At 69.4% G+C, this 27,000-nt stretch carries 21 protein-coding genes; 14 read left to right on the forward strand and 7 right to left on the reverse strand.

Features of this window, described 5'->3' with window-relative positions:
• Positions 1-20: 20 nt before the first annotated feature.
• The 3 genes from glpK to D1369_RS32925 form a co-directional block, all read right to left on the reverse strand.
• Positions 21-1,562: a glycerol kinase GlpK gene (gene glpK, locus D1369_RS32915; RefSeq protein WP_007380877.1), complete on the reverse strand. Its 1,542-nt coding sequence runs from the start codon at positions 1,560-1,562 to the stop codon at positions 21-23.
• A gap of 82 nt (positions 1,563-1,644) precedes the next feature.
• Positions 1,645-2,445, reverse strand: coding sequence for an MIP/aquaporin family protein (locus tag D1369_RS32920; RefSeq protein WP_007380876.1), 801 nt, complete (start codon positions 2,443-2,445; stop codon positions 1,645-1,647).
• A gap of 320 nt (positions 2,446-2,765) precedes the next feature.
• Positions 2,766-3,539, reverse strand: coding sequence for an IclR family transcriptional regulator (locus D1369_RS32925; protein ID WP_118082766.1), 774 nt, complete (start codon positions 3,537-3,539; stop codon positions 2,766-2,768).
• Positions 3,540-3,823: 284 nt separating this feature from the next.
• On the opposite strand from D1369_RS32925, the gene metH reads away from it, so the two are divergent.
• The 4 genes from metH to D1369_RS32945 all read left to right on the forward strand — a co-directional run bounded on the left by metH (position 3,824) and on the right by D1369_RS32945 (position 11,907).
• Positions 3,824-7,345, forward strand: a complete 3,522-nt coding sequence (metH, locus tag D1369_RS32930) for a methionine synthase (RefSeq protein ID WP_007380875.1) — start codon at positions 3,824-3,826, stop codon at positions 7,343-7,345.
• A 129-nt stretch (positions 7,346-7,474) separates the two neighbouring features.
• On the forward strand, positions 7,475-8,173 hold the full coding sequence (locus D1369_RS32935) for an HAD family phosphatase (RefSeq protein ID WP_007380874.1): 699 nt from the start codon (positions 7,475-7,477) through the stop codon (positions 8,171-8,173).
• Positions 8,174-8,608: 435 nt separating this feature from the next.
• Positions 8,609-10,213, forward strand: coding sequence for an ABC transporter substrate-binding protein (locus tag D1369_RS32940; protein ID WP_007380873.1), 1,605 nt, complete (start codon positions 8,609-8,611; stop codon positions 10,211-10,213).
• Between the two features lie 113 nt (positions 10,214-10,326).
• Positions 10,327-11,907: an ABC transporter substrate-binding protein gene (locus D1369_RS32945; protein WP_007380872.1), complete on the forward strand. Its 1,581-nt coding sequence runs from the start codon at positions 10,327-10,329 to the stop codon at positions 11,905-11,907.
• Positions 11,908-12,018: 111 nt separating this feature from the next.
• On the opposite strand, the gene D1369_RS32950 is transcribed toward D1369_RS32945, so the two are convergent.
• Positions 12,019-12,690, reverse strand: coding sequence for a response regulator transcription factor (locus D1369_RS32950; RefSeq protein WP_007380871.1), 672 nt, complete (start codon positions 12,688-12,690; stop codon positions 12,019-12,021).
• 14 nt (positions 12,691-12,704) lie between these two features.
• A complete protein-coding gene (locus D1369_RS32955) occupies positions 12,705-13,589 on the reverse strand; it encodes a RecB family exonuclease (protein WP_050789868.1) in 885 nt (294 codons plus the stop codon).
• Between the two features lie 921 nt (positions 13,590-14,510).
• On the opposite strand from D1369_RS32955, the gene D1369_RS32960 reads away from it, so the two are divergent.
• The 3 genes from D1369_RS32960 (at position 14,511) to D1369_RS32970 (ending at position 17,818) form a co-directional block, all read left to right on the forward strand.
• On the forward strand, positions 14,511-16,082 hold the full coding sequence (locus tag D1369_RS32960; RefSeq protein ID WP_037899401.1) for a site-2 protease family protein: 1,572 nt from the start codon (positions 14,511-14,513) through the stop codon (positions 16,080-16,082).
• A 38-nt stretch (positions 16,083-16,120) separates the two neighbouring features.
• On the forward strand, positions 16,121-17,023 hold the full coding sequence (locus D1369_RS32965) for a tRNA (adenine-N1)-methyltransferase (protein WP_007380868.1): 903 nt from the start codon (positions 16,121-16,123) through the stop codon (positions 17,021-17,023).
• A 216-nt stretch (positions 17,024-17,239) separates the two neighbouring features.
• Positions 17,240-17,818, forward strand: a complete 579-nt coding sequence (locus tag D1369_RS32970) for a hypothetical protein (protein WP_118082767.1) — start codon at positions 17,240-17,242, stop codon at positions 17,816-17,818.
• Between the two features lie 57 nt (positions 17,819-17,875).
• On the opposite strand, the gene D1369_RS32975 is transcribed toward D1369_RS32970, so the two are convergent.
• Positions 17,876-18,181: a ferredoxin gene (locus tag D1369_RS32975; protein ID WP_007380866.1), complete on the reverse strand. Its 306-nt coding sequence runs from the start codon at positions 18,179-18,181 to the stop codon at positions 17,876-17,878.
• 244 nt (positions 18,182-18,425) lie between these two features.
• Here D1369_RS32975 and arc point away from each other — a divergent pair, with 244 nt between their 5' ends.
• The 6 genes from arc (at position 18,426) to prcA (ending at position 24,562) form a co-directional block, all read left to right on the forward strand.
• The gene (gene arc, locus D1369_RS32985) at positions 18,426-20,192 is read left to right on the forward strand and encodes a proteasome ATPase (protein WP_007380865.1); all 1,767 of its coding nucleotides are present in this window, start codon (positions 18,426-18,428) and stop codon (positions 20,190-20,192) included.
• A gap of 245 nt (positions 20,193-20,437) precedes the next feature.
• On the forward strand, positions 20,438-21,949 hold the full coding sequence (gene dop, locus D1369_RS32990; RefSeq protein WP_202476947.1) for a depupylase/deamidase Dop: 1,512 nt from the start codon (positions 20,438-20,440) through the stop codon (positions 21,947-21,949).
• A 155-nt stretch (positions 21,950-22,104) separates the two neighbouring features.
• A complete protein-coding gene (locus D1369_RS32995) occupies positions 22,105-22,323 on the forward strand; it encodes a ubiquitin-like protein Pup (RefSeq protein WP_007380863.1) in 219 nt (72 codons plus the stop codon).
• A 68-nt stretch (positions 22,324-22,391) separates the two neighbouring features.
• Positions 22,392-22,949 carry an endonuclease VII domain-containing protein gene (locus D1369_RS33000; RefSeq protein WP_342364916.1) on the forward strand — a complete coding sequence of 186 codons (558 nt, stop codon included), beginning with the start codon at positions 22,392-22,394 and terminating at the stop codon, positions 22,947-22,949.
• Positions 22,901-23,746, forward strand: a complete 846-nt coding sequence (gene prcB / locus D1369_RS33005) for a proteasome subunit beta (protein ID WP_007380861.1) — start codon at positions 22,901-22,903, stop codon at positions 23,744-23,746. The genes D1369_RS33000 and prcB overlap by 49 nt, the downstream gene beginning before the upstream one ends.
• 60 nt (positions 23,747-23,806) lie before the next feature.
• The gene (prcA, locus tag D1369_RS33010; RefSeq protein ID WP_007380860.1) at positions 23,807-24,562 is read left to right on the forward strand and encodes a proteasome subunit alpha; all 756 of its coding nucleotides are present in this window, start codon (positions 23,807-23,809) and stop codon (positions 24,560-24,562) included.
• A gap of 70 nt (positions 24,563-24,632) precedes the next feature.
• Here prcA and D1369_RS33015 read toward each other — a convergent pair whose 3' ends face one another.
• Positions 24,633-25,649, reverse strand: a complete 1,017-nt coding sequence (locus D1369_RS33015; protein ID WP_037899399.1) for a LacI family DNA-binding transcriptional regulator — start codon at positions 25,647-25,649, stop codon at positions 24,633-24,635.
• Between the two features lie 88 nt (positions 25,650-25,737).
• Here D1369_RS33015 and D1369_RS33020 point away from each other — a divergent pair, with 88 nt between their 5' ends.
• Entirely contained in the window at positions 25,738-26,997 is a 1,260-nt protein-coding gene (locus D1369_RS33020; protein WP_007380858.1) for an MFS transporter, read from the forward strand.
• Positions 26,998-27,000 lie beyond the last annotated feature (3 nt).

The raw sequence follows: 27,000 nt of genomic DNA on the forward strand, positions 1-27,000 counted from the left end.
AGAGCTGTTGAGGGTGGTGCTCAGCTCTCGTCGTCCTCGAGCCAGCCCATGGTCCGCTCGACGGCCTTGAGCCAGCTCTTGTACTCACGGTCGCGCTTCTCCGCGGCCATGTTGGGGGTCCACTCGGCGGCCCGGCGCCAGTTGGCGCGCAGGTCGTCGGTGCTGGTCCAGAAGCCGACGGCGAGACCGGCGGCGTAGGCGGCACCGAGGCAGGTGGTCTCGGCGACCATCGGACGCACCACGGGGGCGTCGAGGAAGTCCGAGAGCGTCTGCATCAGCAGGTTGTTGGAGGTCATGCCGCCGTCGACCTTGAGGGCCGCGAGTTCGACGCCGGAGTCCTTGGTCATGGCGTCGCTGATCTCACGGGTCTGCCAGGCGGTGGCCTCCAGGACGGCGCGCGCGATGTGCGCCTTGGTGACGTACCGGGTGAGGCCGGCGATCACACCGCGGGCGTCCGGGCGCCAGTAGGGGGCGAAGAGTCCGGAGAAGGCGGGCACGAAGTACGCGCCGCCGTTGTCCTCGACCGAGAGCGCGAGCGTCTCGATCTCGGCGGCGGTGGAGATCAGGCCCATCTGGTCGCGCATCCACTGCACCAGCGAACCGGTGACGGCGATCGAGCCCTCCAGGGCGTAGACCGGCGCCTCGTCGCCGATGCGGTAGCCGACGGTCGTCAGCAGCCCCGAGTACGAGTTGATGATCTTGTCACCGGTGTTCATCAGCATGAACGTGCCGGTGCCGTACGTCGACTTGGCCTCGCCCTCGGCGAAACAGGTCTGGCCGAACAGGGCCGCCTGCTGGTCGCCGAGCGCCGAGGCGACCGGGATGCCGCCGAGCAGGTCGCCCAGCTTGCCGCCGCTGACCTCGCCGTAGACCTCGGCGGAGGAGCGGATCTCCGGGAGCATCGACAGCGGCACGCCGATGGACTCGGCGATCTTCTCGTCCCACTCCAGCGTGCGGAGGTTCATCAGCATGGTGCGGGAGGCGTTGGTGACGTCGGTGTAGTGCTTGCCGCCGTCGACACCACCGGTCAGGTTCCAGATGACCCAGCTGTCCATGGTGCCGAAGAGGATGTCGCCGCGCTCGGCGCGCTCGCGCAGGCCCTCGACGTTGTCGAGCAGCCAGCGGGCCTTCGGGCCGGCGAAGTAGGAGGCGAGCGGCAGGCCCGTCTCGCGGCGGAAGCGGTCCTGGCCGACGTTGCGACCGAGCTCCCGGCACAGCGCGTCGGTGCGGGTGTCCTGCCAGACGATGGCGTTGTGGACGGGCTCACCGGTGTTCTTGTCCCACAGCAGCGTGGTCTCGCGCTGGTTGGTGATGCCGATGGCCTTGATGTCGTCGCGGGTGATGCCGGCCTTCTGGACGGCTCCGGCGACGACTTCCTGGACGTTGGTCCAGATCTCGGTGGCGTTGTGCTCGACCCAGCCCGGCTTCGGGAAGATCTGCTCGTGCTCCTTCTGGTCGACGGAGACGATACGTCCGTCCCGGTCGAAGACGATGCAGCGGCTGGAGGTGGTGCCCTGGTCGATGGCGGCGATGAAGGGGCCGGCGGTGTGGGCGTCGGTCACTGTGTGCTCCTGGGGTTCCGTGAGTGAGGGACGGTCTACGACTGCTCTACGACTGCTTTGCTGTACGACCGCTTGAGATGTTCTAAGCGAAAGCGATGTTGTAGATGCCTGCGGCGATCGCCGCGCCGATCAGCGGACCGGCGATCGGGACCCAGGCGTAGGCCCAGTCGGAGCCACCCTTGTTGGGCAGGGGCAGGAGGGCGTGCACGATGCGCGGACCGAGGTCACGGGCCGGGTTGATCGCGTAGCCGGTCGGGCCACCGAGGGACAGACCGATCGAGACCACCACGAACGCGGTGATCAGGGCGCCCAGGGTGCCCAGGCCCTTGCCGTCGCCGTTGAGACCCTGCGTCAGGACGGCCAGCACGAGCACGATCGTGCCGATGACCTCCGTGGCGACGTTCTGCCAGGCGACCCGGACCTCGGGGCCGGTGGAGAAGATGCCGAGCACCGGGCCCGCGCCCTTCTCCTGTGCCTCGACGGCCTTGGCGGTCGTGGCCTGCGCGCCCGGAGCGCCGACGATCTCCTTGTCGGTCAGGTGCGCGTGGAACTGGCCGTAGTAGGCCACCCAGACCAGCGCCGCACCGATCATGGCGCCGAGCAGCTGCCCGCCCCAGTAGATCGGGACGTCGCTCCAGGAGATGCCGTCCTTCTTGAGCGCGAGCGCCAGGGTCACGGCCGGGTTGAGGTGGGCGCCCGAGAGCGGCGCCGAGGTGTAGACAGCCGTCAGAACGGCGAAACCCCACCCGAAGGTGATGGCGAGCCAGCCGGCGTTGCGGGCCTTGGAGGCCTTCAGCGTGACGGCGGCGCACACGCCACCGCCGAGCAGGATGAGTATGGCGGTACCGATGGTCTCGCCGATGAAGATGTCGGAGCTGGACACCCGCGACTCCTTTGTCCTTCGTCCAGGGGACCGAACCCCGGGTCCCTCCGGAGGTTCGAGCTGCTCTCGGGGTGAGAGCGATGCCGGCCCTTGGCGTTGTCACACTCTAGCGCGTATTGCCGGTAGGTGTTCGACAATGCCGACCGATGGACGGGAGTCTTGCTCCGGGGTTACGCGCACGTCAAGAGTTCTGTTGTCGAAAACACGATCGTTATTGACGGCCGTGAGTCAACGATCTTGTTCCGCCGATTTATGCCGTTGTGTCTGGGTACGACGAAGGGCCGGCACGTCACCGACGTACCAGCCCTGACCTGCGGTCCTCAGAACCGCCCGGCGCCCAGGTCCCGCGAGACCGCGCGGGCGCAGTCCCGCACCGCCGCGATCAGCTCGGGGCGCAGCGCGCCGTCCTCGTCGGGCCGGCACAGCCGCTCCACGGCGCCCGTGATGCCGACCGCGCCGACCGGCATCCGCCGCCGGTCGTGGATGGGCGCCGCGATGGACGCCACGCCCTCCCAGGTCTCCTCGACGTCCGCCGCGTACCCACGCGCGCGTGTGACGTCCAGGAGCTGCTCGAAGTCCTCCAGGTCGCACACGGTCCGTTCGGTGAACGCCTTGCGGTCGCTCTCCAGCGCCTCGCTGTGCGCGACCGGGTCGTACGCCGAGAGCACCTTGCCGAGCGCCGTGCAGTGCAGGGGCTGCATGGCCCCGATCTCCAGCACCTGCCGGCTGTCGTCGGGCCGGAAGACGTGGTGCACGATCAGCACGCCCTGCTGGTGCAGCACACCCAGATGGACGCTCTCGCCGCTGGAACGGGCCAGGTCGTCGGTCCACACGAGCGCACGCGCGCGCAACTCGTGCACGTCCAGGTAGGTGGTCCCCAGGCGCAGCAGCTCGGCGCCCAGCTGGTACCGCCCGGAGGCCTCGTCCTGCTCCACGAACCCCTCCGCCTGGAGGGTGCGCAGGATGCCGTGCGCGGTGCCCTTGGCCAGGTCCAGGGACGAGGCGATGTCCGACAGGCCGAGTCTCCGCTCGCCGCCCGCGAGGAGCCGCAGCATCGCGGCCGCCCGTTCGAGCGACTGGATGTTCCGTGCCATCGCCGTGCTGCCTCCGTCCCCTTCGACTGCCGAGTGTTACGGCGTCGCTGCCGCTGTTCGGCAATGCCGAACACTACCGGTCCATGCCGATCTCCCGCTAATGGTCGGTCGAGATCTGTTGCGTCACTGGTATCCCGCCGGTGACCTGCCCGCCACCTTCGTCCGTCCCGTGGACGTGCCGACCATCCTCGCGACGACCCGGCTACCCTGGCGTGGTGCGCCCGGCGTCGGACGACGCGCGGGCGCCTGAAGCCGACAGCCGTCGCAACTGAGGGAGCCCCTTCATGGCCTCGTCGCCACCGACCCCTTCCGCCGACAGCCGGACCCGTGTGTCCGCGCTCCGCGAGGCGCTCGCCACCAGAGTGGTGGTCGCCGACGGAGCGATGGGCACCATGCTGCAGGCGCAGGACCCCACCCTCGAGGACTTCGAGAACCTCGAAGGCTGCAACGAGATCCTCAACGTGACGCGCCCGGACATCGTCCGTTCCGTCCACGACGCGTACTTCGCGGTGGGCGTCGACTGCGTCGAGACCAACACCTTCGGGTCCAACCACACGGCGGCGTCGGAGTACGACATCGCCGACCGCGTGCACGAACTGTCCGAGGCGGGCGCCCGGATCGCCCGTGAGGCGGCCGACGATCACACCGCCCGCGACGGCCGCCCGCGCTGGGTCCTGGGCTCCGTAGGCCCCGGCACCAAGCTGCCCACCCTCGGCCACATCGACTACGCCACGATCCGCGACGGCTACCAGGCCAACGTCGAGGGACTGCTCGCGGGCGGCGCCGACGCCCTGATCGTCGAGACCACGCAGGACCTCCTCCAGACGAAGGCCTCCGTACTGGGCGCCCGCCGCGCGCTGGAGGCCACCGGCGCGGATGTGCCGCTGGTCGTCTCGATGGCGTTCGAGACCACCGGCACCATGCTGCTCGGCTCCGAGATCGGCGCCGCGCTGACCGCGCTGGAGCCGCTCGGCATCGACATGATCGGCCTGAACTGCTCGACCGGCCCCGCCGAGATGAGCGAGCACCTGCGCTACCTCGCCCGGCACTCCCGCATCCCGCTGCTGTGCATGCCGAACGCGGGCCTGCCGATCCTCACCAAGGACGGCGCGCACTTCCCGCTCGACCCCGAGGGCCTGGCCGACGCCCAGGAGAACTTCGTCCGCGACTACGGCCTCTCCCTGATCGGCGGCTGCTGCGGCACCACCCCCGAGCACCTGCGCCAGGTCGTCGAGCGGGTCCGCGAGCTCACCCCCGCCGAGCGCAACCCGCAGCCCGAGCCCGGCGCCGCCTCCCTGTACCAGACGGTCCCCTTCCGCCAGGACACCTCCTACCTGGCGATCGGTGAGCGCACCAACGCCAACGGCTCGAAGAAGTTCCGCGAGGCCATGCTGGAGGCCCGCTGGGACGACTGTGTGGAGATGGCCCGCGAGCAGATCCGCGAGGGCGCCCACATGCTGGACCTCTGCGTGGACTACGTGGGCCGTGACGGCGTGGCGGACATGAAGGAACTCGCCGGCCGCTTCGCCACCGCCTCCACCCTGCCGATCGTCCTGGACTCCACCGAGGTCCCCGTCATCCAGGCCGGTCTGGAGAAGCTCGGCGGGCGCGCGGTCATCAACTCCGTCAACTACGAGGACGGCGACGGCCCCGAGTCCCGCTTCGCGAAGGTCACCAAGCTTGCCCAGGAGCACGGCGCCGCGCTGATCGCGCTGACCATCGACGAGGAGGGTCAGGCCCGCACCCCGGAGAAGAAGGTCGAGATCGCCGAACGGCTCATCGACGACCTGACCGGCAACTGGGGCATCCACGAGTCGGACATCCTCATCGACACCCTGACCTTCACCATCTGCACCGGTCAGGAGGAGTCCCGCAAGGACGGCGTCGCCACCATCGAGGCGATCCGCGAACTCAAGCGCCGCCACCCGGACGTCCAGACCACGCTGGGCCTGTCCAACATCTCCTTCGGCCTCAACCCGGCCGCCCGCGTCCTGCTCAACTCGGTCTTCCTCGACGAGTGCACCAAGGCGGGCCTGGACTCGGCGATCGTGCACGCGTCGAAGATCCTGCCCATCGCCCGCTTCACCGAGGAGGAGGTCCAGACCGCCCTGGACCTCATCTACGACCGCCGCGCCGAGGGCTACGACCCCCTCCAGAAGCTGATGGCCCTGTTCGAGGGCGCCACCACCAAGTCCCTGAAGGCGGGCCGGGCCGAGGAACTGGCCGCCCTGCCGCTGGACGAGCGCCTCAAGCGCCGCATCATCGACGGCGAGAAGAACGGCCTGGAGGCCGACCTCGACGAGGCCCTGACGGACCGCCCCGCCCTCGACATCGTCAACGACACCCTCCTGGACGGCATGAAGGTCGTCGGCGAACTCTTCGGCTCCGGCCAGATGCAGCTGCCGTTCGTCCTCCAGTCCGCCGAGGTCATGAAGACCGCCGTCGCCTACCTCGAACCGCACATGGAGAAGGTCGAGGGCGACGAGGCCGGCAAGGGCACCATCGTGCTCGCCACCGTCCGCGGCGACGTCCACGACATCGGCAAGAACCTCGTCGACATCATCCTGTCCAACAACGGCTACAACGTGGTCAACCTCGGCATCAAGCAGCCCGTCTCCGCGATCCTGGACGCCGCCGCCGAGCACCGCGCCGACGTCATCGGCATGTCCGGCCTCCTGGTCAAGTCCACGGTGATCATGAAGGAGAACCTGGAGGAGCTCAACCAGCGCGGCCTCGCCGCCGACTTCCCGGTCATCCTGGGCGGAGCCGCGCTGACGCGGGCGTACGTCGAACAGGACCTGCACGAGATCTACGAGGGCGAAGTCCGCTACGCCCGCGACGCGTTCGAGGGACTGCGCCTCATGGACGCCCTCATCGGCGTCAAGCGGGGCGTGCCCGGCGCCAAGCTGCCCGAGCTCAAGCAGCGCCGGGTGCGCGCCAGCGCCGTACAGGTGGAGGAGGAGCGGCCCGAAGAGGGGCATGTCCGCTCCGACGTGGCCACCGACAACCCGGTGCCCACCCCGCCGTTCTGGGACACCCGCGTCATCAAGGGCATCCAGCTCAAGGAGTACGCCTCCTGGCTCGACGAGGGCGCCCTCTTCAAGGGCCAGTGGGGGCTCAAGCAGGCCCGCACCGGCGAGGGACCCACGTACGAGGAGCTCGTCGAGACCGAGGGCAGGCCCCGGCTGCGCGGACTGCTGGACCGGCTCCAGACCGAGAACCTCCTCGAAGCCGCCGTCGTCTACGGCTACTTCCCCTGCGTGTCCAAGGACGACGACCTGATCATCCTGGACGAGCAGGGCAACGAGCGCACCCGCTTCACCTTCCCGCGCCAGCGCCGCGGCCGCCGGCTCTGCCTCGCCGACTTCTTCCGCCCCGAGGAGTCGGGGGAGACCGACGTGGTCGGCCTCCAGGTCGTCACCGTCGGCTCCCGGATCGGCGAGCAGACCGCCAAGCTCTTCGAGGCCAACGCCTACCGCGACTACCTCGAACTGCACGGCCTGTCCGTCCAGTTGGCCGAGGCGCTCGCCGAGTACTGGCACGCGCGCGTGCGTTCCGAGCTCGGCTTCGCCGGCGAGGACCCGGCCGACGTCGAGGACATGTTCGCCCTGAAGTACCGGGGCGCCCGCTTCTCCCTCGGCTACGGCGCCTGCCCGAACCTGGAGGACCGCGCCAAGATCGCCGACCTGCTCCGGCCCGAGCGCATCGGCGTCCAGCTGAGCGAGGAGTTCCAGCTCCACCCCGAGCAGTCCACGGACGCGATCGTCATCCACCACCCGGAGGCGAAGTACTTCAACGCCCGCTGAGACGGCCGAGCCCGGCTCGTTCCGGTTCGGCGAGCACACTGATCGGATAAGTCGTACACTGGTCGGTCCACCGCAGGCCGGTTCCCTTCGTGGGAACCGGCCTGCTCGTCCCCCCAAGGAGGTACGTGGATGACCAGTACGGTCCCCGCGCCGATCACCCGTACGGCAGACGGCTCCGCCCTCCAGGCCGTCCTCCTCGACATGGACGGCACCCTGGTGGACACCGAGGGCTTCTGGTGGGACGTCGAGGTGGAGGTCTTCGCCCGCCTCGGCCACACCCTCGACGACTCCTGGCGCCATGTCGTGGTCGGCGGCCCCATGACCCGCAGCGCCGGTTTCCTGATCGAGGCCACCGGCGCCGACATCACCCTCCCCGAGCTCAGCGTCCTGCTCAACCAGGGCTTCGAGGAACGGATCGGCCACGCCCTGCCCCTGATGCCCGGCGCCACCCGCCTGCTGGCCGAGCTGTCCGCGCACCGGATCCCCACCGCCCTGGTCTCCGCCTCGCACCGGCGCATCATCGACCGGGTCCTCGACGCCCTCGGCCACCGGCACTTCGCCCTCACGGTCGCCGGCGACGAGGTGCCGCGCACCAAGCCGCACCCGGACCCGTATCTGTTCGCCGCCGCCGGTCTCGACGCGGACCCCGCCCGATGCGCGGTCGTCGAGGACACCGCGACCGGTGTCGCCGCAGCCGAGGCGGCCGGCTGCCAGGTCGTGGCCGTGCCCTCCGTGGCACCCATCCCCCCGGCCCCCGGACGCACGGTCGTCGGGTCGCTCGAAGACGTCGACCTGACATTTCTGCGGAGCTTGATCGCTCTTCGATGACGGAAATGCCTCGGCTGTTCACCCAGCGTGCAGCGCGGATAGCGGGGTAATTCCCCAGGGCCCTGTCGCAAGAATTCGAAGCGCGCCGGACGGCCGAATTCCGACCTGTCGGCGCCCCCCTTACGGGTGTGAGGTTCTTCACTCGACAGGCTCTCGACAGGTGCCCCGGGCTGTGCCGAACGCCCCGCTTCGAGGGGCGCGGACGCGCCCATGTGTCCCGATTGATGAAACCCTGCACCAATCCTTCCCCCGGCGGGCCTTCGGTGCGTCCACACCCGGTTTCGCTGTGTGATGGAAGCCCAACTCCCGTGACTGCGAACCCTCCTGCAGGTGCGGACTAATCTCCTGGTGAGAACATCGCCCTAACCCCGTGATCGGCCGCACCACCCCTGCATGCCGGGTACACGGACTGAACAGCTGTGGAGAAACTCGAGCATGAACCGCAAGACTTTGGTGCTGCCGGCCGTCATTGGTCTGCTCGCGCCGGTGCTCGCCGCCTGCGGCGGTTCCGACAGCGGCAGCGGCGGGGGCGACGCGATCGGGGTCGGCACCACGGACCGGTTCACCGCGACGAAGGACGCTCCGGCGCCCCTCGACCCGGCCTTCGCCTACGACGTCGGCACCTGGAACGTCCTGCGCCAGACCGTGCAGACCCTGATGATCCAGCCCAAGGGCGACGGCGACCCCGTGCCCGAGGCGGCCCAGTCCTGCGGCTTCAGCGACAGCGGCAACGAACGCTATGTCTGCACCCTGCGCGACGGCCTGAAGTTCGCCAACGGCGACGCCGTCACCGCGGCCGACGTGAAGTACTCCATCGACCGCGCCCGCGCCATCAAGGCCGACTCCGGCGTCTTCGCCCTGCTCTCCACCATCGACACCGTCGAGACCAAGGGCGACCGCGAGGTCATCTTCCACCTCAAGACCGCCGACGCCACCTTCCCGTACAAGCTGTCGACCCCGGTCGCCGGCATCGTCAACCCCGACGACTACGCGAAGAACAAGCTCCGCGACGGCTTCGACGTCGACGGCTCCGGCCCGTACACCATGAAGGCCGACGTCAAGAACAACGTGCTCGTCAACGCCGTGTTCACCAAGAACCCCAACTACAAGGGGGCGTTGACGGTGAACAACGACAAGGTCGAACTGCGCTCCTACGAGGACGCCGACGACATGGGCACCGCCCTCGAAAAGGGCGACATCGACCTCATCACCCGCACCCTGTCGCCCCAGCAGATCCAGAAGATGTCCAACGAGTCCGGCGGGAACGTCGACCTCGTCGAGATGGCCGGCCTGGAGATCCGCTACCTCGCCTTCAACACCAACGCGCCGACCGTGAAGTCCCGTGCCGTGCGCCAGGCGATGGCCCAGCTCATCAACCGCAGCGAACTCGTCTCCAAGGTCTACGGCACCCAGGCCGAGCCGCTGTTCTCGCTGGTCCCGGCCACCATCACCGGCCACTCCAACTCCTTCTTCAACCGGTACGGCGACCCGAGCGTCACCAAGGCCAAGGCCCTGCTGGCCCAGGCCGACATCACCACTCCGGTGAAGCTGACCCTCCACTACACGACCGACCACTACGGGCCGGGCACCAAGGAGGAGTTCGAGGACCTGCAGAGGCAGCTCAACGCCAGCGGGCTCTTCGACGTCACCATCAAGGGCGAACTCTGGGACACCTTCCGCCCGGCCGAGCAGAAGGGCAAGTACGACGTCTACGGCATGGGCTGGTTCCCGGACTTCCCCGACGCGGACAACTACCTCGCCCCCTTCCTCGACAAGGACAACTTCCTCGGCTCGCCCTACAGCAACGGCCAGATCCGCAACACCCTGATCCCGGACTCCCGTCGCGAGGCCGACCGTCTCGCCGCGTCCGGAAGCCTCACCGAGATCCAGGACATCGTCGCCAAGGACGTCCCGGTGCTGCCGCTGTGGCAGGGCAAGCAGTACGTCGCCGCGCGCGACGACGTCACGGGCACCGCCTACGCGCTCAACTCCTCCTCGACGCTGCAGCTGTGGGAACTCGGCAAGGGCGTGAGCGGCTGACCGGCCGTTCGACACAGGCGTGAGCGGCTGACCACCGGCCCACGCCTCCTTCGCCCCGGGTCCAGGCGGACGGGCCCGGGATTCCACAAGAACCGACGACAAGGCACTCGCTCGTGAACAAGCGCATCCAGTGGCAGGTCCTGCCGATCATGGCGGGGCTGGCCTCCGGTCTGCTGACCGGCTGCGGCACGGAGTCGGGGGACTCCGGGTCCGGCGGCTCCTCCGTGGTCATGGGGATGTCCGACGACGTCCTCGCCACCGACCCGGCCTCCGGCTACGACCCCGGCTCCTGGCTGTTGTTCAACAACGTCTTCCAGTCGCTGCTCAGCTTCCCCAAGGGCGGCACGGAACCGGAGCCGGACGCAGCGAAGAGCTGCGAGTTCACCGACACCAGGACCCGGGTGTACGAGTGCACGCTCAAGGACGGCCTCAAGTTCAGCAACGGTGACCCGCTCACCTCCGAGGACGTCAAGTTCTCCTTCGACCGCACTCTGAAGATCAACGACGACGCCGGCCCCGCGATCATGTTCCCGATGCTCGACAAGGTCGAGACCCCGGACGAGAAGACCGTCGTCTTCCGGCTGAACACGCCCGACGCGACCTTCCCCAGCAAGATCGCCTCCGGTGCCGGCTCCATCGTCGACCACACGCAGTACGACGCCGACGGCCTCCGCGAGGACGGCAAGGCGTTCGGCTCCGGCCCCTACCAGCTGGACTCGTTCGACGACGACCAGGCCGTCTTCTCCGTCAACGAGAACTACAAGGGCACCGCCGAGCCCCAGAACTCCGGCGTCACCCTGAAGTTCTTCCACGGCGACCAGGCCGCCCTGAAGACCGCCCTCACCGACGACAAGGTCGACCTCGCCTACCGCGGTCTGAGCGCGGGCGACATCGCCGACATCGAGAAGGCCTCACCCGACTCCGGTGTCGAGGTCGTCGAGGGCACCAGCGCCGAGGTCCAGCACCTCGTCTTCAACATGAACGACCCGGTCACGGGCCGGCTCGGCGTCCGCAAGGCGATGGCCTACCTGCTCGACCGCGAGGCCCTCATCCACGACGTCTACCAGGGCACCGCGACCCCGCTCTACTCGATCATCCCGGCCGGTATCGCGGGCCACAACACGGCCTTCTTCGACACCTACGGCGCCCAGCCCTCCCGGTCCAAGGCCGCCGCCGCCCTCGCCGACGAGGGCATCACCGGCAAGGTGAAGCTGACCCTGTGGTCGACCCCGTCGCGCTACGGCCCGGCCACCGACCAGGAACTCAAGACGATCGCCCGGCAGCTCAACGCCAGCGGCCTGTTCGACGCCGACGTGAAGTCCGTGGCCTACGACCAGTACGAGAAGGACATCGCCGCCGGCAAGTACGGCGTGTACGTCAAGGGCTGGGTACCGGACTACCCGGACGCCGACAACTTCACGGCCCCCTTCTTCGGCAAGGGCAACGTGCTGGAGAACAACTACAACAACAACAAGATCACCGGCTCGCTCATCCCCGAGACCGCCGCCCAGCCCGACCGCGCCGCGACGGACGAACACTTCGGCACGCTCCAGGACCTCGTCGCCAAGGACGTCCCCGTCCTGCCGGTCTGGCAGGCCAAGCAGTACGCCGTCGTCCGGGACGACGTCTACGGCCTCGAGTACTGCCTCGACGCCTCCACGGTGTTCCGCTTCTGGGAGCTCAGCAAGGCCTGATCCGACGGGCCGACAGCAAGCGCTGTTCCGGCGGCCGCACGCACGAAGAGGGCGCCCCCCGTCAGGTGGGGGACGCCCTCTTCGCTCTCGTACCGCTGCTGCCGCGCCCGGCTACTGCGCGCCGGGACGCACCAGACCGCTCTCGTACGCGTACACCGCGGCCTGCACCCGGTCCCGCAGCCCGAGCTTGGTCAGCACATGACCGACATGCGTCTTCACGGTGGTCTCGCTGACGAACAGATCCGCGGCGATCTCCGCGTTCGACAGTCCGCGCGCCACCAGCTTCAGCACCTCGACCTCGCGGTCGGTCAGCGTGTGCAGAGTGTCCGGCACCGGCTCGTCACCGGACGGCAGGTGCGTGGCGTACTTGTCGAGCAGCCGGCGGGTGATGCTCGGCGCGAGCATCGCCTCGCCCGCGGCCACCACCCGGATCGCCTGCACGAGCTCGTTGGCCGGGGCGTCCTTGAGCAGGAACCCGCTGGCCCCCGCCCGCAGCGCCTCCACCACGTACTCGTCGAGGTCGAAGGTGGTCAGCACCAGCACCTTGGCCGGACCGTCCCGCCCGGGACCGGTGATCTGCCGGGTCGCCTCGACACCGTCCATCCGCGGCATACGGATGTCCATCAGGACCACGTCGGGCTGCAGCGCCCGCACCTGATCGATGGCCTGAAGGCCGTCTCCGGCCTCGCCCACCACCGCGAGATCCTGCTCGGCCTCCAGAATCATCCGGAACCCGGTACGCAGCAGCGGCTGGTCGTCGACCAGTAGGACGCGGATGGCCACGTGAGTCTCCTTCGCTAGTCCGGCCCCATTCTGCCCTGCTCACCGATCGCGGACGTCACCGGTAGTGGGTAGGGCGGGGGAGTGCCGCCGAACTCCGGGCAGTGCTCCTGGTGGTCGCACCAGCCGCACAGCTTCGTCGGACGCGGCCGCCAGTCGCCCGACTGCGTGGCCTGCCGGATCGCCTCCCACAGCGCCAGCAGCTTGCGCTCGACACGCTCCAGGTCGGCGAGGACCGGGTCGTACGTCAGGACGTCGCCGCTGCCGAGATAGACGAGCTGGAGCCGGCGCGGGATCACGTTCTTCAGCCGCCACACCACCAGGGCGTAGAACTTCATCTGGAACAGCGCGCCCTCGGCGTACTCCGGCCGGGGCGCCTTGCCGGTCTTGTAGTCGACGATCCGCACCTCGCCGGTCGGCGCCACGTCGACCCGGTCGATGATTCCGCGCAGCCGCAGCCCCGAGTCCAGCTCCGCCTCCACGAACAGCTCCCGCTCGGCGGGCTCCAGGCGCGTCGGGTCCTCCAGCGTGAACCACCGCTCGACGAGTCGCTCCGCCTCTCCGAGCCACTGCGCGAGCCGCTCGCCGTCCGGATCGTCGGCGAACAGCTCCACCACCTCCGGCCGGCTCTCCCGCAGCCGGTCCCACTGACCGGGGATCAGCGACTTGGCCACGGGCGCGGTCCGCTCCCCGGCCGGCGCGTCGAACAGCCGCTCCAGCACCGAGTGCACCAGCGTCCCCCGGGTCGCCGCCGCGCTCGGCTTCTCCGGCAGCCGGTCGATCACCCGGAACCGGTACAACAGCGGGCACTGCATGAAGTCATTGGCACGGGAGGGGGACAGGGAGGCGGGCGCGACGGCCGCCGCCACGGAGGGCCCGGACACCGATCCGCCCCCAGGCATCCCCGCCACCTCGTCCGCGATCGCCACAGGAGCGGTCTCGGATCCGGCCGGGTCCGGTGTCTCCACCATGGCGCGCTGTGCCGCGACCGCCGCTTCGACCGTCTCCGGGTCCGCGTCGGCGGGGGACCCGCCGGGATGACCGGCTACGCCCATCGGCGGTGTGGTCCTGGGGTTGGCCGGGTCCGGCGCCTTCACCGTCGCGGACCCCGCCGCCGTTTCCGGGCCCGCCTCGCCCGGGTTCCCTCCCTGCTCACCGACCGTGATCGCAGTCGGGGTGGTTCCTGGTTCGGCCGGATCCGGCGCGTCACTGGTCGCGGACTGCGCTGCGACCGGCGCCTGCCCTGCTCCCGGGTCCTCGTGGGCCGTGCCCGCGCCGCGCTGACCCGCTGTGACTGCCGTCGGGGTGGTTGCGTCCGCCGCGTCCCCCGTCCCGGGCTGCGCCGCGACAGCCGTCGCCGGGGCTCCGTCGGCCGTGCCCGCGTGACCGTCCGCGATTGTCGTCGGGGCGCTGCCGGGTCCGGTCGGAGTCGGTGCGTCGCCCGTCGTGGGTCGTGCCGCGACCGCCGCTTCGGCCGCTGCCGGGTCCTCGTCCTCCGGGTCCGCGCCCTGCTGACCATCTGCGACCGTCGTCGGCGCGGTCCCGGGCCCGGTCGCCTCCGCCGCCCCGGCCTGCGCGGCGGTCACCGCCTCCGCCGCCCCCGCGTCGTCGGCGGCGGCCTCGGTCACGCCCTCCGTGCTCGTCTCCATGACCACAGACCATACGGCCCGCCACTGACAGTGACCCATTCGCGGCTGTGACCGCCGTGGTCCCTGAGGAAACACGGGGGGTGCCGGGGCGGAACGCGCAGCGACCGCCGCATACCATCGACCCGAGACCTTCCGCACGGCAGGCGCGGAAGACGCTTCGAACGAGGGGACATCGTGGACGAGAGCGGCGGGAGCGGGCAGCCGCGGTCCGGCACGGACCGGCCGACCAAGCCCCACGCAGGGCCCACGGCCCAGACCACCGACCCCACGATCCCCGACCCGCACGAGGACGGGAACCCGGCCGCCGCCCCGTCCACCGACGGCGCCACCGACTCCGTACGACAGCCGGCCGCGGACGACAACGCGGCCCAGGACCCGTCGACCTCCGACAACACCCCCGCACCCGCCGAGACCCCGGCCCCCGGGAGCGAGACCGGTACCGGAGAGGTCGAGCCTCCGCCCGCCCCCGAGGCCGACACCGGCGAGCGCGCCGGCCTGCCCCGACCCGAAGAGCCCCGCGAACCCCACACCGCCGACGAACACCGCACCCTCGCCCACTCCGGCGCCCCCAAGAACCCGCCGCCCCAGTCCCCCCAGCCGCGCGGCGGGCTTCTGATGGGCCGTCCCTTCGGCGTGCCCGTCTACGTCGCCCCGAGCTGGTTCCTCGTCGCCGCCCTCATCACCTGGGTGTTCGGCGGCCAACTGGACCGCGTGCTCCCGGAACTCGGCGCCGCCCGCTACCTCGTCTCCCTCTTCTTCGCGGTCGCCTTCTACGCCTCGGTCCTCGTCCACGAGCTGGCCCACACCGTCGCGGCCCTGCGCTTCAAGCTCCCCGTCCGCCGCATCCAGCTCCAGTTCTTCGGCGGCGTCTCCGAGATCGAGAAGGAAGCCGAGACCCCCGGCCGGGAGTTCGTGCTGGCCTTCGTCGGCCCGCTGCTCTCCCTGATCCTCGCCGGCCTCTTCTACGTCGCCATGCAGCCCGTAGAACCCGGCACGGTTCCCGGCGTCCTGCTCGCCGGCCTGATGGTCTCCAACCTCATCGTGGCCGCCTTCAACCTCCTGCCCGGCCTCCCCCTCGACGGCGGCCGCATGCTCCGCGCCGTCGTCTGGAAGATCACCGGCAAGCCCATGAGCGGTACCATCGCCGCCGCCTGGGTCGGCCGCGCCCTCGCCGTCTGCGTCCTCATCGGCCTCCCGCTGCTCACCCAGACCGGAGCCCTCGGTTCCTCCGCCGAGGACAACGTCGGCATGGACACCGTGATGGACGCCCTGCTCGCCGCGATCCTCGCCGCGATCATCTGGACCGGCGCCGGCAACAGCCTGCGCATGGCCCGCCTGCGCGAACACCTCCCCGACCTGCGCGCCCGCACCCTCACCCGCCGCGCGGTCCCCGTCGAGACCGACACCCCCCTCTCGGAGGCCCTGCGCCGCGCCAACGACGCCGGCGCCCGCGCCCTGGTCGTCGTCGACGCCGAGGGCACCCCGCTCTCCCTCGTCCGCGAGGCCGCCATCGTCGGCGTACCGGAACACCGCCGCCCCTGGGTCGCCGTCAGCGGCCTCGCCCAGGACATCACCGACGGCATGCGCGTCTCCGCCGAGCTCGCGGGGGAGGACCTGCTGGACACCCTCCGCGCGACCCCCGCCACCGAATACCTCGTCGTCGAGGAGACCGGCGAGATCTACGGCGTCCTGTCCGCGGCCGACGTGGAGCGCGCCTTCGTGAAGGCCATGGCCAGACCGTCCTAGTGGTCGGCGGCCCCTCCGCGGACCGGTAGGCTGTTCACATGTCCGAACCGACCGGTGCCGCCCGCAGGCGCGGGCCCTTCAAGGTCGGGGACCAGGTTCAGCTGACCGACCCCAAGGGCCGCCACTACACGTTCACGCTCGAAGAGGGAAAGAACTTCCACACCCACAAGGGTTCCTTCCCGCACGACGAGCTGATCGGCGCACCCGAGGGCAGCGTTGTCCGCACCACCGGTAACGTCGCCTACCTCGCGCTGCGCCCCCTGCTCCCCGACTACGTCCTGTCCATGCCCCGCGGCGCCGCCGTGGTCTACCCCAAGGACGCGGGGCAGATCCTCGCCTTCGCCGACATCTTCCCCGGCGCCCGCGTCGTGGAGGCCGGGGTCGGCTCCGGCTCGCTCAGCAGCTTCCTGCTGCGTGCCATCGGCGACCAGGGCATGCTGCACAGCTACGAGCGCCGCGAGGACTTCGCCGAGATCGCCCAGCAGAACGTGGAGCGCTACTTCGGCGGCCCGCACCCCGCCTGGCAGCTCACCGTCGGCGACCTCCAGGACAACCTGTCCGACACCGACGTGGACCGCGTCATCCTCGACATGCTCGCCCCCTGGGAGTGCCTGGAGGCCGTCTCCAAGGCACTCGTGCCCGGTGGCATCCTGTGCTGCTACGTCGCCACCACCACCCAGCTCGCCCGGACCGTGGAGTCCATCCGCGAGATCGGCTCCTTCAACGAGCCGACGTCCTGGGAGACGATGATCCGCAACTGGCACGTGGAAGGCCTGGCCGTCCGCCCGGACCACCGCATGATCGGCCACACCGGCTTCCTGCTCACCGCCCGTCGCCTCGCCGACGGCGTCGAGCCGCCCATGCGCCGCCGCCGCCCCGCCAAGGGCGCCTACGGCGAGGACTACACCGGCCCCAACGCCGACGGAGGCACCGGCCGCTGAGCCGGCCCCGTGCCGCAATCAACGAACAGGCGTCGGGGTGGAGTTCCCGCAGACCAGAGGAACTCCACCCCGACGCCTTCGTGTTGAGGGAACGGCAGAAAACGCCCCCAGGGCAACCAGGACAAGTACCCACCCCGCCGTTCCCCCCCACCTGTGACGTGTGGCACCATGCTGGCCACCCCCCCACCGGCACAGCCCTCACAGGAGACGCTCCGAGTGCAGCAATCCGCCGTCCCGGAACTGGCACACACGCACACCCGCCCGATCCACTGGGTCGCCACCGCCACCGCCGTCGCGGGGGTCGTGGCCCTCTCCTCGATCCTGCAACCCAACGCCGCGACGGCAGCCCAGGCAGCCGGCCCCGAGGGCAGACCCGCCCCGGTGGCCACGACGGCGCCCGACCCCGCGGCCGTCCACTTCCCGATCGACTGCGGCCCGGTCAAGGCGAAGGTGCAGAAGCGGGTCTCCGGAGACCTCGACGGCGACGGACGGCCGGAAACAGTCGTCGTGGTGCACTGCGACGCCCCCATGGGCACCCCGCCTGACGCCGTCTACGTCATCACACACGCGAAGGGCACCGGTGAACCCCGTGTCGTCGCCACCCTGCTGAGCCCGAAGACCCGCAACACCGTCACCGACTTCACGCTGAGCGACGGCGCCGTCCTCGCGACCCTGCTCGGCTACTCCACGTCCGACGTCCCCAGTTGCTGTCCGGACGTGAAGGACAAGGCGAAGTGGCAGTGGAAGGACGGCGCGTTCGTCCGTTCGACCCCCGCGGGCACGCACACCGTCTGACCCAGGCGCTCACATCTGTGAGAAATCAGACAGTGGTCACGCAGGGTGGCTTTCCGGTCACTCTGCGTCCGGTCCGTAGATCTCGACCCTGTCCGAAACTCGCCGTACGTGGATGCAGTCGCCCGGACACTCCTTCGCGGAGTCGACCACATCGGTGAGAAGCGGCAGCGGTACGGGCGTTGTGGCGCCCTTGTCCTGCAGAAGCTCGTCGTCCGAGCCCTTCACGTAGGCCAGGCCGTCGATGTCCAGCTCGAACACCTCCGGCGCGTACTGGGCACAGATGCCGTCACCGGTACAGAGGTCCTGATCGATCCAGACCTCCAGGGTCTCGCCGCCGGCCCCGACCTCCTGCTGCACTCTCATCTCTCCTGCCGTTTATGCGTCGAACCGAACGGGAATCCGGCCAGCTCTGACGGGTGTTGAACACTTCGACCCTACCTCCGGCAGCTTTCCAATCTTGTTCGGTGGGTATTCCCCTGGCGTGAGGGAGAGCGCAAGGGTGAAGATCGGACACACCTCGACAGTCTTTGTGATCTAGGGGTTTCAATCGACACCCACCCAGGTAGGGTCTGGAAGCGTCCAGCTCCCCTTGGAGGAGGTGAGGACCGTGGCAGCCCACGACGACGACATGAACCGCGGCATCCGCCCGGGACGAGGGTCCGACGACCCGTCCGGGCAGATTGCCTACCTTGAGCAGGAGATCGCCGTCCTGCGACGCAAGCTCGCCGACTCTCCGCGACACACGAGGATTCTCGAAGAGCGGATCGTCGAGCTGCAGACCAACCTGGCCGGCGTGTCCGCCCAGAACGAGCGACTCGCCAACACGCTCCGTGAGGCCCGCGACCAGATCGTGGCCCTCAAGGAGGAGGTCGACCGGCTCGCACAGCCGCCGGCCGGCTTCGGCGTCTTCCTCGAAGCGAACGAGGACGGCACCGCCGACATCTTCACCGGCGGCCGCAAACTGCGGGTGAACGTCAGCCCCAGCGTCGAACTCGAAGAGCTCCGGCGCGGCCAGGAAGTGATGCTCAACGAAGCCCTCAACGTGGTCGAGGCCATGGAGTTCGAGAGCGTCGGCGACATCGTCACCCTCAAGGAGGTCCTTGAGGACGGCGAGCGCGCCCTCGTGCAGGGGCACACCGACGAGGAACGGGTGGTACGGCTCGCCGAGCCGCTGCTGGACATCACCATCCGCCCCGGCGACGCCCTGCTTCTCGAACCCCGATCCGGCTACGTCTACGAGGTCGTCCCCAAGAGCGAGGTCGAGGAACTCGTCCTCGAAGAGGTCCCCGACATCGGCTACGAGCAGATCGGCGGACTCGGAGGCCAGATCGAGGCCATCCGGGACGCCGTAGAGCTCCCCTACCTTTACCCGGACCTGTTCAAGGAGCACGAACTGCGCCCGCCCAAGGGCGTCCTGCTCTACGGGCCCCCCGGATGCGGCAAGACGCTCATCGCCAAGGCCGTCGCCAACTCGCTGGCCAAGAAGGTCGCCGAGGTCACCGGCCAGGCCACCGGCAAGAGCTTCTTCCTCAACATCAAGGGCCCCGAGCTCCTCAACAAGTACGTCGGCGAGACCGAGCGGCAGATCCGCCTCGTCTTCCAGCGTGCCCGTGAGAAGGCCAGCGAGGGCACCCCCGTCATCGTCTTCTTCGACGAGATGGAATCCCTCTTCCGCACCCGCGGCTCCGGCGTCAGCTCCGACGTCGAGAACACCATCGTCCCGCAGCTCCTCGCCGAGATCGACGGCGTCGAAGGCCTGCAGAACGTGGTCGTCATCGGTGCCTCCAACCGCGAGGACATGATCGACCCCGCCATCCTGCGCCCCGGCCGCCTCGACGTGAAGATCAAGATCGAGCGGCCGGACGCCGAAGCCGCCAAGGACATCTTCGGCAAGTACCTCACCGAGCGCCTCCCGCTGCACTCCGACGACCTCGGAGAGCACGGCGGCAGCCGGTCCACCACTGTCCAGAGCATGATCCAGACGGCCGTGGAACACATGTACGCCGAATCCGAGGAAAACCGCTTCCTGGAGGTCACCTACGCCAACGGGGACAAGGAAGTCCTCTACTTCAAGGACTTCAACTCCGGCGCCATGATCGAGAACATCGTCGGCCGCGCCAAGAAGATGGCGATCAAGGACTTCCTCGACCACAACTCCAAGGGCCTTCGGGTCTCCCACCTCCTCCAGGCCTGCGTGGACGAGTTCAAGGAGAACGAGGACCTGCCCAACACCACCAACCCGGACGACTGGGCCCGCATCTCCGGAAAGAAGGGCGAGCGGATCGTCTACATCCGCACCCTCATCACCGGAAAGCAGGGCGCCGACACCGGACGCTCCATCGACACGGTGGCGAACACCGGTCAGTACCTGTAAAGACAGGGCGGCTGCGGGTGCCCTCACCGGGGTACCCGCAGCCGACTGTTTTTCAGGCAACCAACCGGATCAAAGGCGAGCAAGGCAATGACGCAAATGATCTCCCCACCAGCGCAGAGCCGTTCTAGGCTCTTCGGTACCGCCGAGTCGCGCAGTGCGGGGACGGGCACCGCACACGCACCGGAGCGCCAGCGGTACTTGAGCGCCGCCCCCGACCGAGGGCGCCGCCGGGCAAGGAGGGCCGCATGACCGTACGGCGAGTAATGGGCATCGAGACGGAGTACGGGATCTCCGTCCCCGGCCACCCCAACGCCAATGCCATGCTCACCTCATCCCAGATCGTCAACGCCTACGCGGCGGCGATGCACCGGGCCCGCCGGGCCCGCTGGGACTTCGAGGAGGAGAACCCGCTGCGGGACGCGCGGGGCTTCGACCTCGCCCGCGAAGCCGCCGACTCCAGCCAGCTCACCGACGAGGACATCGGCCTCGCCAACGTCATCCTCACCAACGGCGCACGGCTCTACGTCGACCACGCACACCCCGAATACAGCTCCCCCGAGGTCACCAACCCCCGCGACGCCGTCCTCTGGGACAAGGCCGGCGAACGCATCATGGCCGAAGCCGCCGAACGGGCCGCCCAGCTCCCCGGCGCCCAGCCCATCCACCTCTACAAGAACAACACCGACAACAAAGGCGCCTCGTACGGCACGCACGAGAACTACCTGATGAAGCGGGAAACCCCCTTCTCGGACATCGTGCGCCACCTCACGCCCTTCTTCGTCTCCCGCCAGGTCGTCACCGGCGCCGGCCGCGTCGGCATCGGCCAGGACGGCCACGAACACGGCTTCCAGCTCAGCCAGCGCGCCGACTACTTCGAGGTCGAGGTCGGCCTGGAGACCACCCTCAAACGCCCCATCATCAACACCCGCGACGAGCCCCACGCCGACGCCGAGAAGTACCGCCGCCTCCACGTGATCATCGGCGACGCCAACCTCTCGGAGATCTCGACCTACCTCAAGCTCGGCACCACGGCGCTGGTCCTGTCGATGATCGAGGACGGCTTCATCGCCGTCGACCTCGCCGTCGACCAGCCGGTCCGCACACTCCACCAGGTCTCCCACGACCCGACGCTCCAGCGCCTGGTCACCCTCCGCAGCGGCCGCACACTCACCGCGGTCCAGCTCCAGATGGAGTACTACGAGCTCGCCCGCAAGTACGTCGAAGAACGCTTCGGCGCCGACGCGGACGACCAGACCAAGGACGTCCTCTCCCGCTGGGAGGACACCCTCAATCGCCTGGAACACGACCCCATGAGCCTCGCCGGCGAGCTCGACTGGGTCGCCAAGCGGGAACTCATGGAGGGCTACCGGCGCCGCGACGACCTCGACTGGGACGCCGCCAAGCTGCACCTCCTCGACCTCCAGTACGCCGACGTACGGGCCGACAAGGGCCTCTACAACCGTCTCGCGGCCCGCGGCCGCATCAAGCGCCTCCTCGACGAGAACGAGGTCGAGCGAGCCCGCACCAAGCCCCCGGAGGACACCCGCGCGTACTTCCGCGGCCGCTGCCTGGAGCAGTACGCCGACGACGTCGCCGCTGCCTCCTGGGACTCGGTGATCTTCGACCTCCCGGGCCGGGACTCGCTCCAGCGGGTTCCAACCCTCGAACCGCTTCGCGGAACGCGAAATCACGTCAAGGAGCTCCTGGACCGCTGCCGCACGGCAGAAGACCTGGTCAGGGTGTTGTCGGGCAACTGAACGGATACCCGGGCCGGGTCGCCCCGCAGGGTGGAAAACCCGGCCAGAGGGAATCATCGAGATGGCCCCCGTACGTTGTAGAAACTGCGGGGCCGATGTCAGACCCTGCTTGTAGGGTCTGATCAAGAACGTCGAACCGAGCGGGGTGAGGGGTTATGGCGACCAAGGACACCGGCGGCGGACAGCAGAAGGCCACACGCAACACCGAGGAGGTCGAGGAGCAGACCGCGGAGACGCAGGGTTCCGAGGACCTCAAGGAGCGCCAGGAGAAGCTGAGCGACGACGTGGATTCCGTCCTGGACGAGATTGACGATGTCCTAGAGGAGAACGCCGAGGACTTCGTTCGAAGCTTCGTTCAGAAGGGCGGCGAGTAGCCTTCGAATTGAAGGCGTCGGGGGATGCGCGAGCTGGCAATCGAAGATGACGCGAGACGCTGTTCGCGGTGCAAGCAGCACAGCCGCGAGCAGCGTTCGCGAAGAACAAGTCGATGCGTGATGGCCTGCAGGCCTACTGCCGGGAGTGCGCGGCCGCGTACCACCAGCAGAGGCAGGTGGCCAAGGGGTGCAACGTCCGGCCCAGAGTAGAGGTGCCCGAAGGGCACAAGTACTGCCGCACCTGTGGCGAGATCAAGCCGCACAGCGAGTGGCAGCGGAACCGTAGCGCCTCGGACGGTCTGGCGACGCTCTGCAAGTCGTGCAAAGCGGTGAAAGGTCGTGCGGGACACCTGAAGCGTCACTACGGCCTCACGGAAGCCGAGCGTGACGAGATGGTCGCCTCTCAGATGGGGCTCTGCGTGATCTGTCTGAAGGCTCCGGCCGTGCATGTGGATCATTGCCACAAGACGGGTAGGGTCCGAGGCGTACTGTGCTTCAACTGCAATTCGGCCATCGGCAAGTTGGGAGACGATCCCGACGCCGTCCGTCGGGCCGCCGCTTACCTGGAAGGAATCGCGTGGAAGCCAACACTCGTAGCACCGGGCGTCTACCAGCTGCCTTCCTGACGCCTGGGTCGTCGTCCTTCATGGACTTCCTGTCCGAGCACCAGCCGGAGATGCTGCCGGGCAACCGGCAACTGCCGCCCATGCAGGGTGTGATCGAGGCGCCGCACGGCACCACGATCGTGGCGGTGACCTTCCCCGGTGGTGTCGTGCTCGCCGGTGACCGTCGCGCCACGATGGGCAACGTCATCGCCCAGCGGGACATCGAGAAGGTGTTCCCGGCCGACGAGTACTCGGCCGTCGGGATCGCCGGCACCGCCGGTCTCGCCGTGGAGATGGTGAAGCTGTTCCAGCTGGAGCTGGAGCACTTCGAGAAGGTCGAGGGCGCCCAGCTGTCGCTGGAGGGCAAGGCGAACCGGCTGTCCACCATGATCCGTTCCAACCTCGGCATGGCGATGCAGGGGCTGGCCGTGGTGCCGCTGTTCGCGGGGTACGACGTGGACCGGGAGAGGGGGCGGATCTTCTCCTACGACGTCACCGGCGGCCGTTCCGAGGAGCACAACTTCGCCGCGACCGGCTCGGGCTCGGTCTTCGCGCGCGGTGCCATGAAGAAGCTCTACCGTGGCGACCTGACCGAGGAGCAGGCCACCACGCTCGTGGTGCAGGCCCTGTACGACGCGGCTGACGACGACTCGGCGACCGGTGGTCCCGATGTCGCCCGCCGGATCTACCCGATCGTCACCGTGATCACCGAGGACGGCTTCCGTCGGCTCACCGACGACGAGTCCTCCGAGATCGCCCGTTCGATTCTCGAGCGGCGCCTTGAGCAGCCCGACGGCCCGCGGGCCGCGCTGCTGTAGGCGGTTCTCGTCTTGTTCAAGGTGATCGCAGTGACTTCCACAGAAAGGGACGGATAACCGGTGTCGACGCCGTTCTATGTCTCCCCCCAGCAGGCGATGGCCGACCGGGCGGAGTACGCCCGCAAGGGCATCGCCCGTGGTCGCAGCCTGGTCGTGCTGCAGTATGCCGACGGCATCGTGTTCGTCGGCGAGAATCCGTCCCGCGCGCTGCACAAGTTCAGCGAGATCTACGACCGGATCGGCTTCGCTGCCGCCGGCAAGTACAACGAGTACGAGAACCTGCGGATCGGCGGCGTGCGCTACGCCGACATGCGTGGTTACACCTACGACCGTGCCGACGTGACCGCCCGCGGTCTCGCCAACGTGTACGCCCAGACGCTGGGCACCATCTTCTCCTCGGCCGGTGAGAAGCCGTACGAGGTGGAGCTGGTCGTGGCCGAGGTCGGTGAGACGCCGGACGGGGACCAGATCTACCGGCTGCCGCACGACGGTTCCATCGTGGACGAGCACGGCTCGGTCGCGGTGGGCGGCAACGCCGAGACGATCAGCAGCTATCTGGATCAGCGTCATCAGGACGGTATGAGCCTGGCGGAGGCGCTGAAGCTGGCCGTGCAGGCGTTGTCCCGTGACACGAACGGCAGTGAGCGGGAGATCCCGGCGGAGCGGCTGGAGGTCGCGGTGCTGGACCGTACGCGTCCGCAGCAGCGCAAGTTCAAGCGCATCGTGGGGCGTCAGCTCGGTCGGTTGCTGGAGGCCGGCGGTGCGTCCACCGAGGCGGAGAGCTCGGACGAGGCGGAGGGCTCCGAGGAGGAGTAGCCCTCTCCGTTCCGCTTGACCGTTTCCCTTTCTGTGCCCCGGCCGATCACCAGGCCGGGGCACAGGGCGTTCATGAGGTGCTGGGCGGGGCCGTGGAGCCTCGTACGACCAGTTCGACGGGGATGTCGCCGGCCTGCGGTGTGCGGCCCTCCAGGACGGCCAGGAGGGCTTGCATGCCGCGTTCGCCGAACAGTTCGGCGTCCAGTCGTACGGTCGTCAGCTCGGGGTCCAGGGCGGTGGCGAGGGCGAGGTCGTCCAGGCCGGTGACGGAGATGTCGTCCGGGATGCGCAGGCCGAGTCGTCGTACGGCCTTGTAGGCGCCTGCGGCGAGCTTGTCGTCGTCGCAGACGAGGGCGGTGGGGCGGGGGCCGGGGGCGGCGAGGGCGGTTTCGGCGGCGGTCAGGGCGCCGTCGATCGAGATGGGCGCGTGGGCGGTGCGGACGGAGGTGCCGGGGACCGCGGCCAGCCGTGCGGCCAGTTCACGCGCGCGTACCTCGAAGGTCCAGGAGGGCACGTCGGCGGCGAGGTGCAGGAAGCGGCGGTGGCCGAGACCCAGGAGGTGGGCGGCGACCTGGCGGACGCCGTCGGCGATGTCCAGGTTGACGGTGGCGGCGCCGAGGCTGCCCGAGGGGTCGCTGTCGAGCATGACCAGGGGGAGCTGGTCGCCGCGGATGGCGGTGAGGGCGTCGGCGGCCATGGAGGAGGCGATGACACCGTCGAGGGCTGCCTGGGCGGAGGCGAAGGGGTCGCGGGCGGGGCCGATGCCCTCGGGGGAGGGGTACAGGACGACGCCGAAGCCGTGGTCGGCGGCGACGCGCGCGGCGCCGGTGTAGACGCCGGCGAAGAACTCGGTGGTGAGGGCGGGGACGACGAGGAGGACGGTGCGGGTGTGGCCGAGGCGGAGGTTGCGGGCGGCGAGGTTGGGCCGGTAGCCGAGGTCGCGGGCGGCTTCCCGGACCCGTTCGGCGGTGGCTTCGGAGACCCGGCCGCGCCATTTGTCGCCGAGGACGAGGGAGACGGCGGCCTGGGACACGCCGGCCGCCTGTGCGACGTCGCGGCTGGTCGGTCGCGTGCTGCTGCGTGCCACCGTGGGTCCGCTCCTTCGTCTGGACGTCCGAACAGCGCACATGGTACGTATGGGAGCCGAAGTTATACGTATTACTTGGAGGCGGGACATGGCCGCGGGATACCTGGAGATCCTCAGGGCGAGGCATGCGGCGCGCCTGCTGACGGGGACGCTGGTGGGCCGGCTGCCCAACGCCACCGCGGCGATCGCGATCGTGCTGTTCGTCCGGGCGCAGGGCGGTACGTACAGCCTCGCGGGGGCTCTGGCGGCCGTCTACGGGGTCGCCAACGCCGTGGGGCAGCCGGTGCTCGGGCGCCTCGTCGACCTGCACGGCCAGCCTCGTGTGCAGCTCCCGTCCGCCGTGCTGTCGGCCCTCGCGATGGCTGTGTTCGCCTTCAACGGCACCGAGCCGCTGCCGCTCGCCTACGCGGCTGTGGCGGCCGCGGGGCTCTTCACGCCGCCGCTGGAGGGCGGCCTGCGCGCGCTGTGGCCGAGCGTGCTGCGCCGCGAGGACCAGGTGCACACGGCGTACGCCATGGACGCGGTGGCGCAGGAAGTCATGTTCACCGTGGGGCCGTTGCTGGTGACGCTGTGCGTGTCGCTCTGGTCGGCGCAGGCGGCGCTGGTGGTGCTGAACGTCATCGGGGTCCTCGGGGCGCTCTCGGTCGTCGTGTCGCCGCCCTCGCGCGCGTGGCGTTCAGGGCCGCGTGAGGCGCACTGGCTCGGTGCGCTGCGCTCGCCGGGACTCCTGGCGCTGCTCGGCGCGTTCCTGTTCGTCGGGATCGCGCTCGGGTCCATCACGGTCGCCTCCGTGCCGTACGCGGACGAGCACGGCGGGGACGCGGTGTACGGCTGGCTGATGGCCGGGATCGGTCTCGGGGCCCTGGTGGGCGGCACGGTGTACGGGGCGCGGCAGTGGGCCGGTGAGCCCGCGCGGCGACTGCAGGTCCTGGTGGGCTTTCTGGCGGTGTGTTACCTGCCGCTGACGCTGATGCCGGGCGCGGTCGCCATGACGCTGCTGATGGTTCTCGCGGGTGTGTTCCTGGCGCCCGTGATCGCCTGCGCCTTCGTGCTGGTCGACCGGCACGCGCCGGCCGGGACGGTGACCGAGGCCTTCTCCTGGATCGTGACGACGTTCACGGTGGGCGCCTCGGTCGGAACGGGGCTCGCGGGCCCGGTCGTCGAGGGTGGAGGGGCCCTGTGGGGCTTCGCCGTACCGGGTGTCGCGGGAGGTGTGTCCCTGGTGGTCCTGCTGGCCACCGGGCGGGTCCTCGCAGCTCCCGCCGGACGGGCGGTGGTTGCGGCTTCATCGGAAAATGATCCAAACCGTGCGGCCGAACCCCGTTTCAGCTCGGGGGATCGGGCGTAATGT

Origin of the sequence: Streptomyces sp. CC0208 (assembly GCF_003443735.1) — a bacterium.
Classification (GTDB): Bacteria; Actinomycetota; Actinomycetes; order Streptomycetales; family Streptomycetaceae; genus Streptomyces; species Streptomyces sviceus.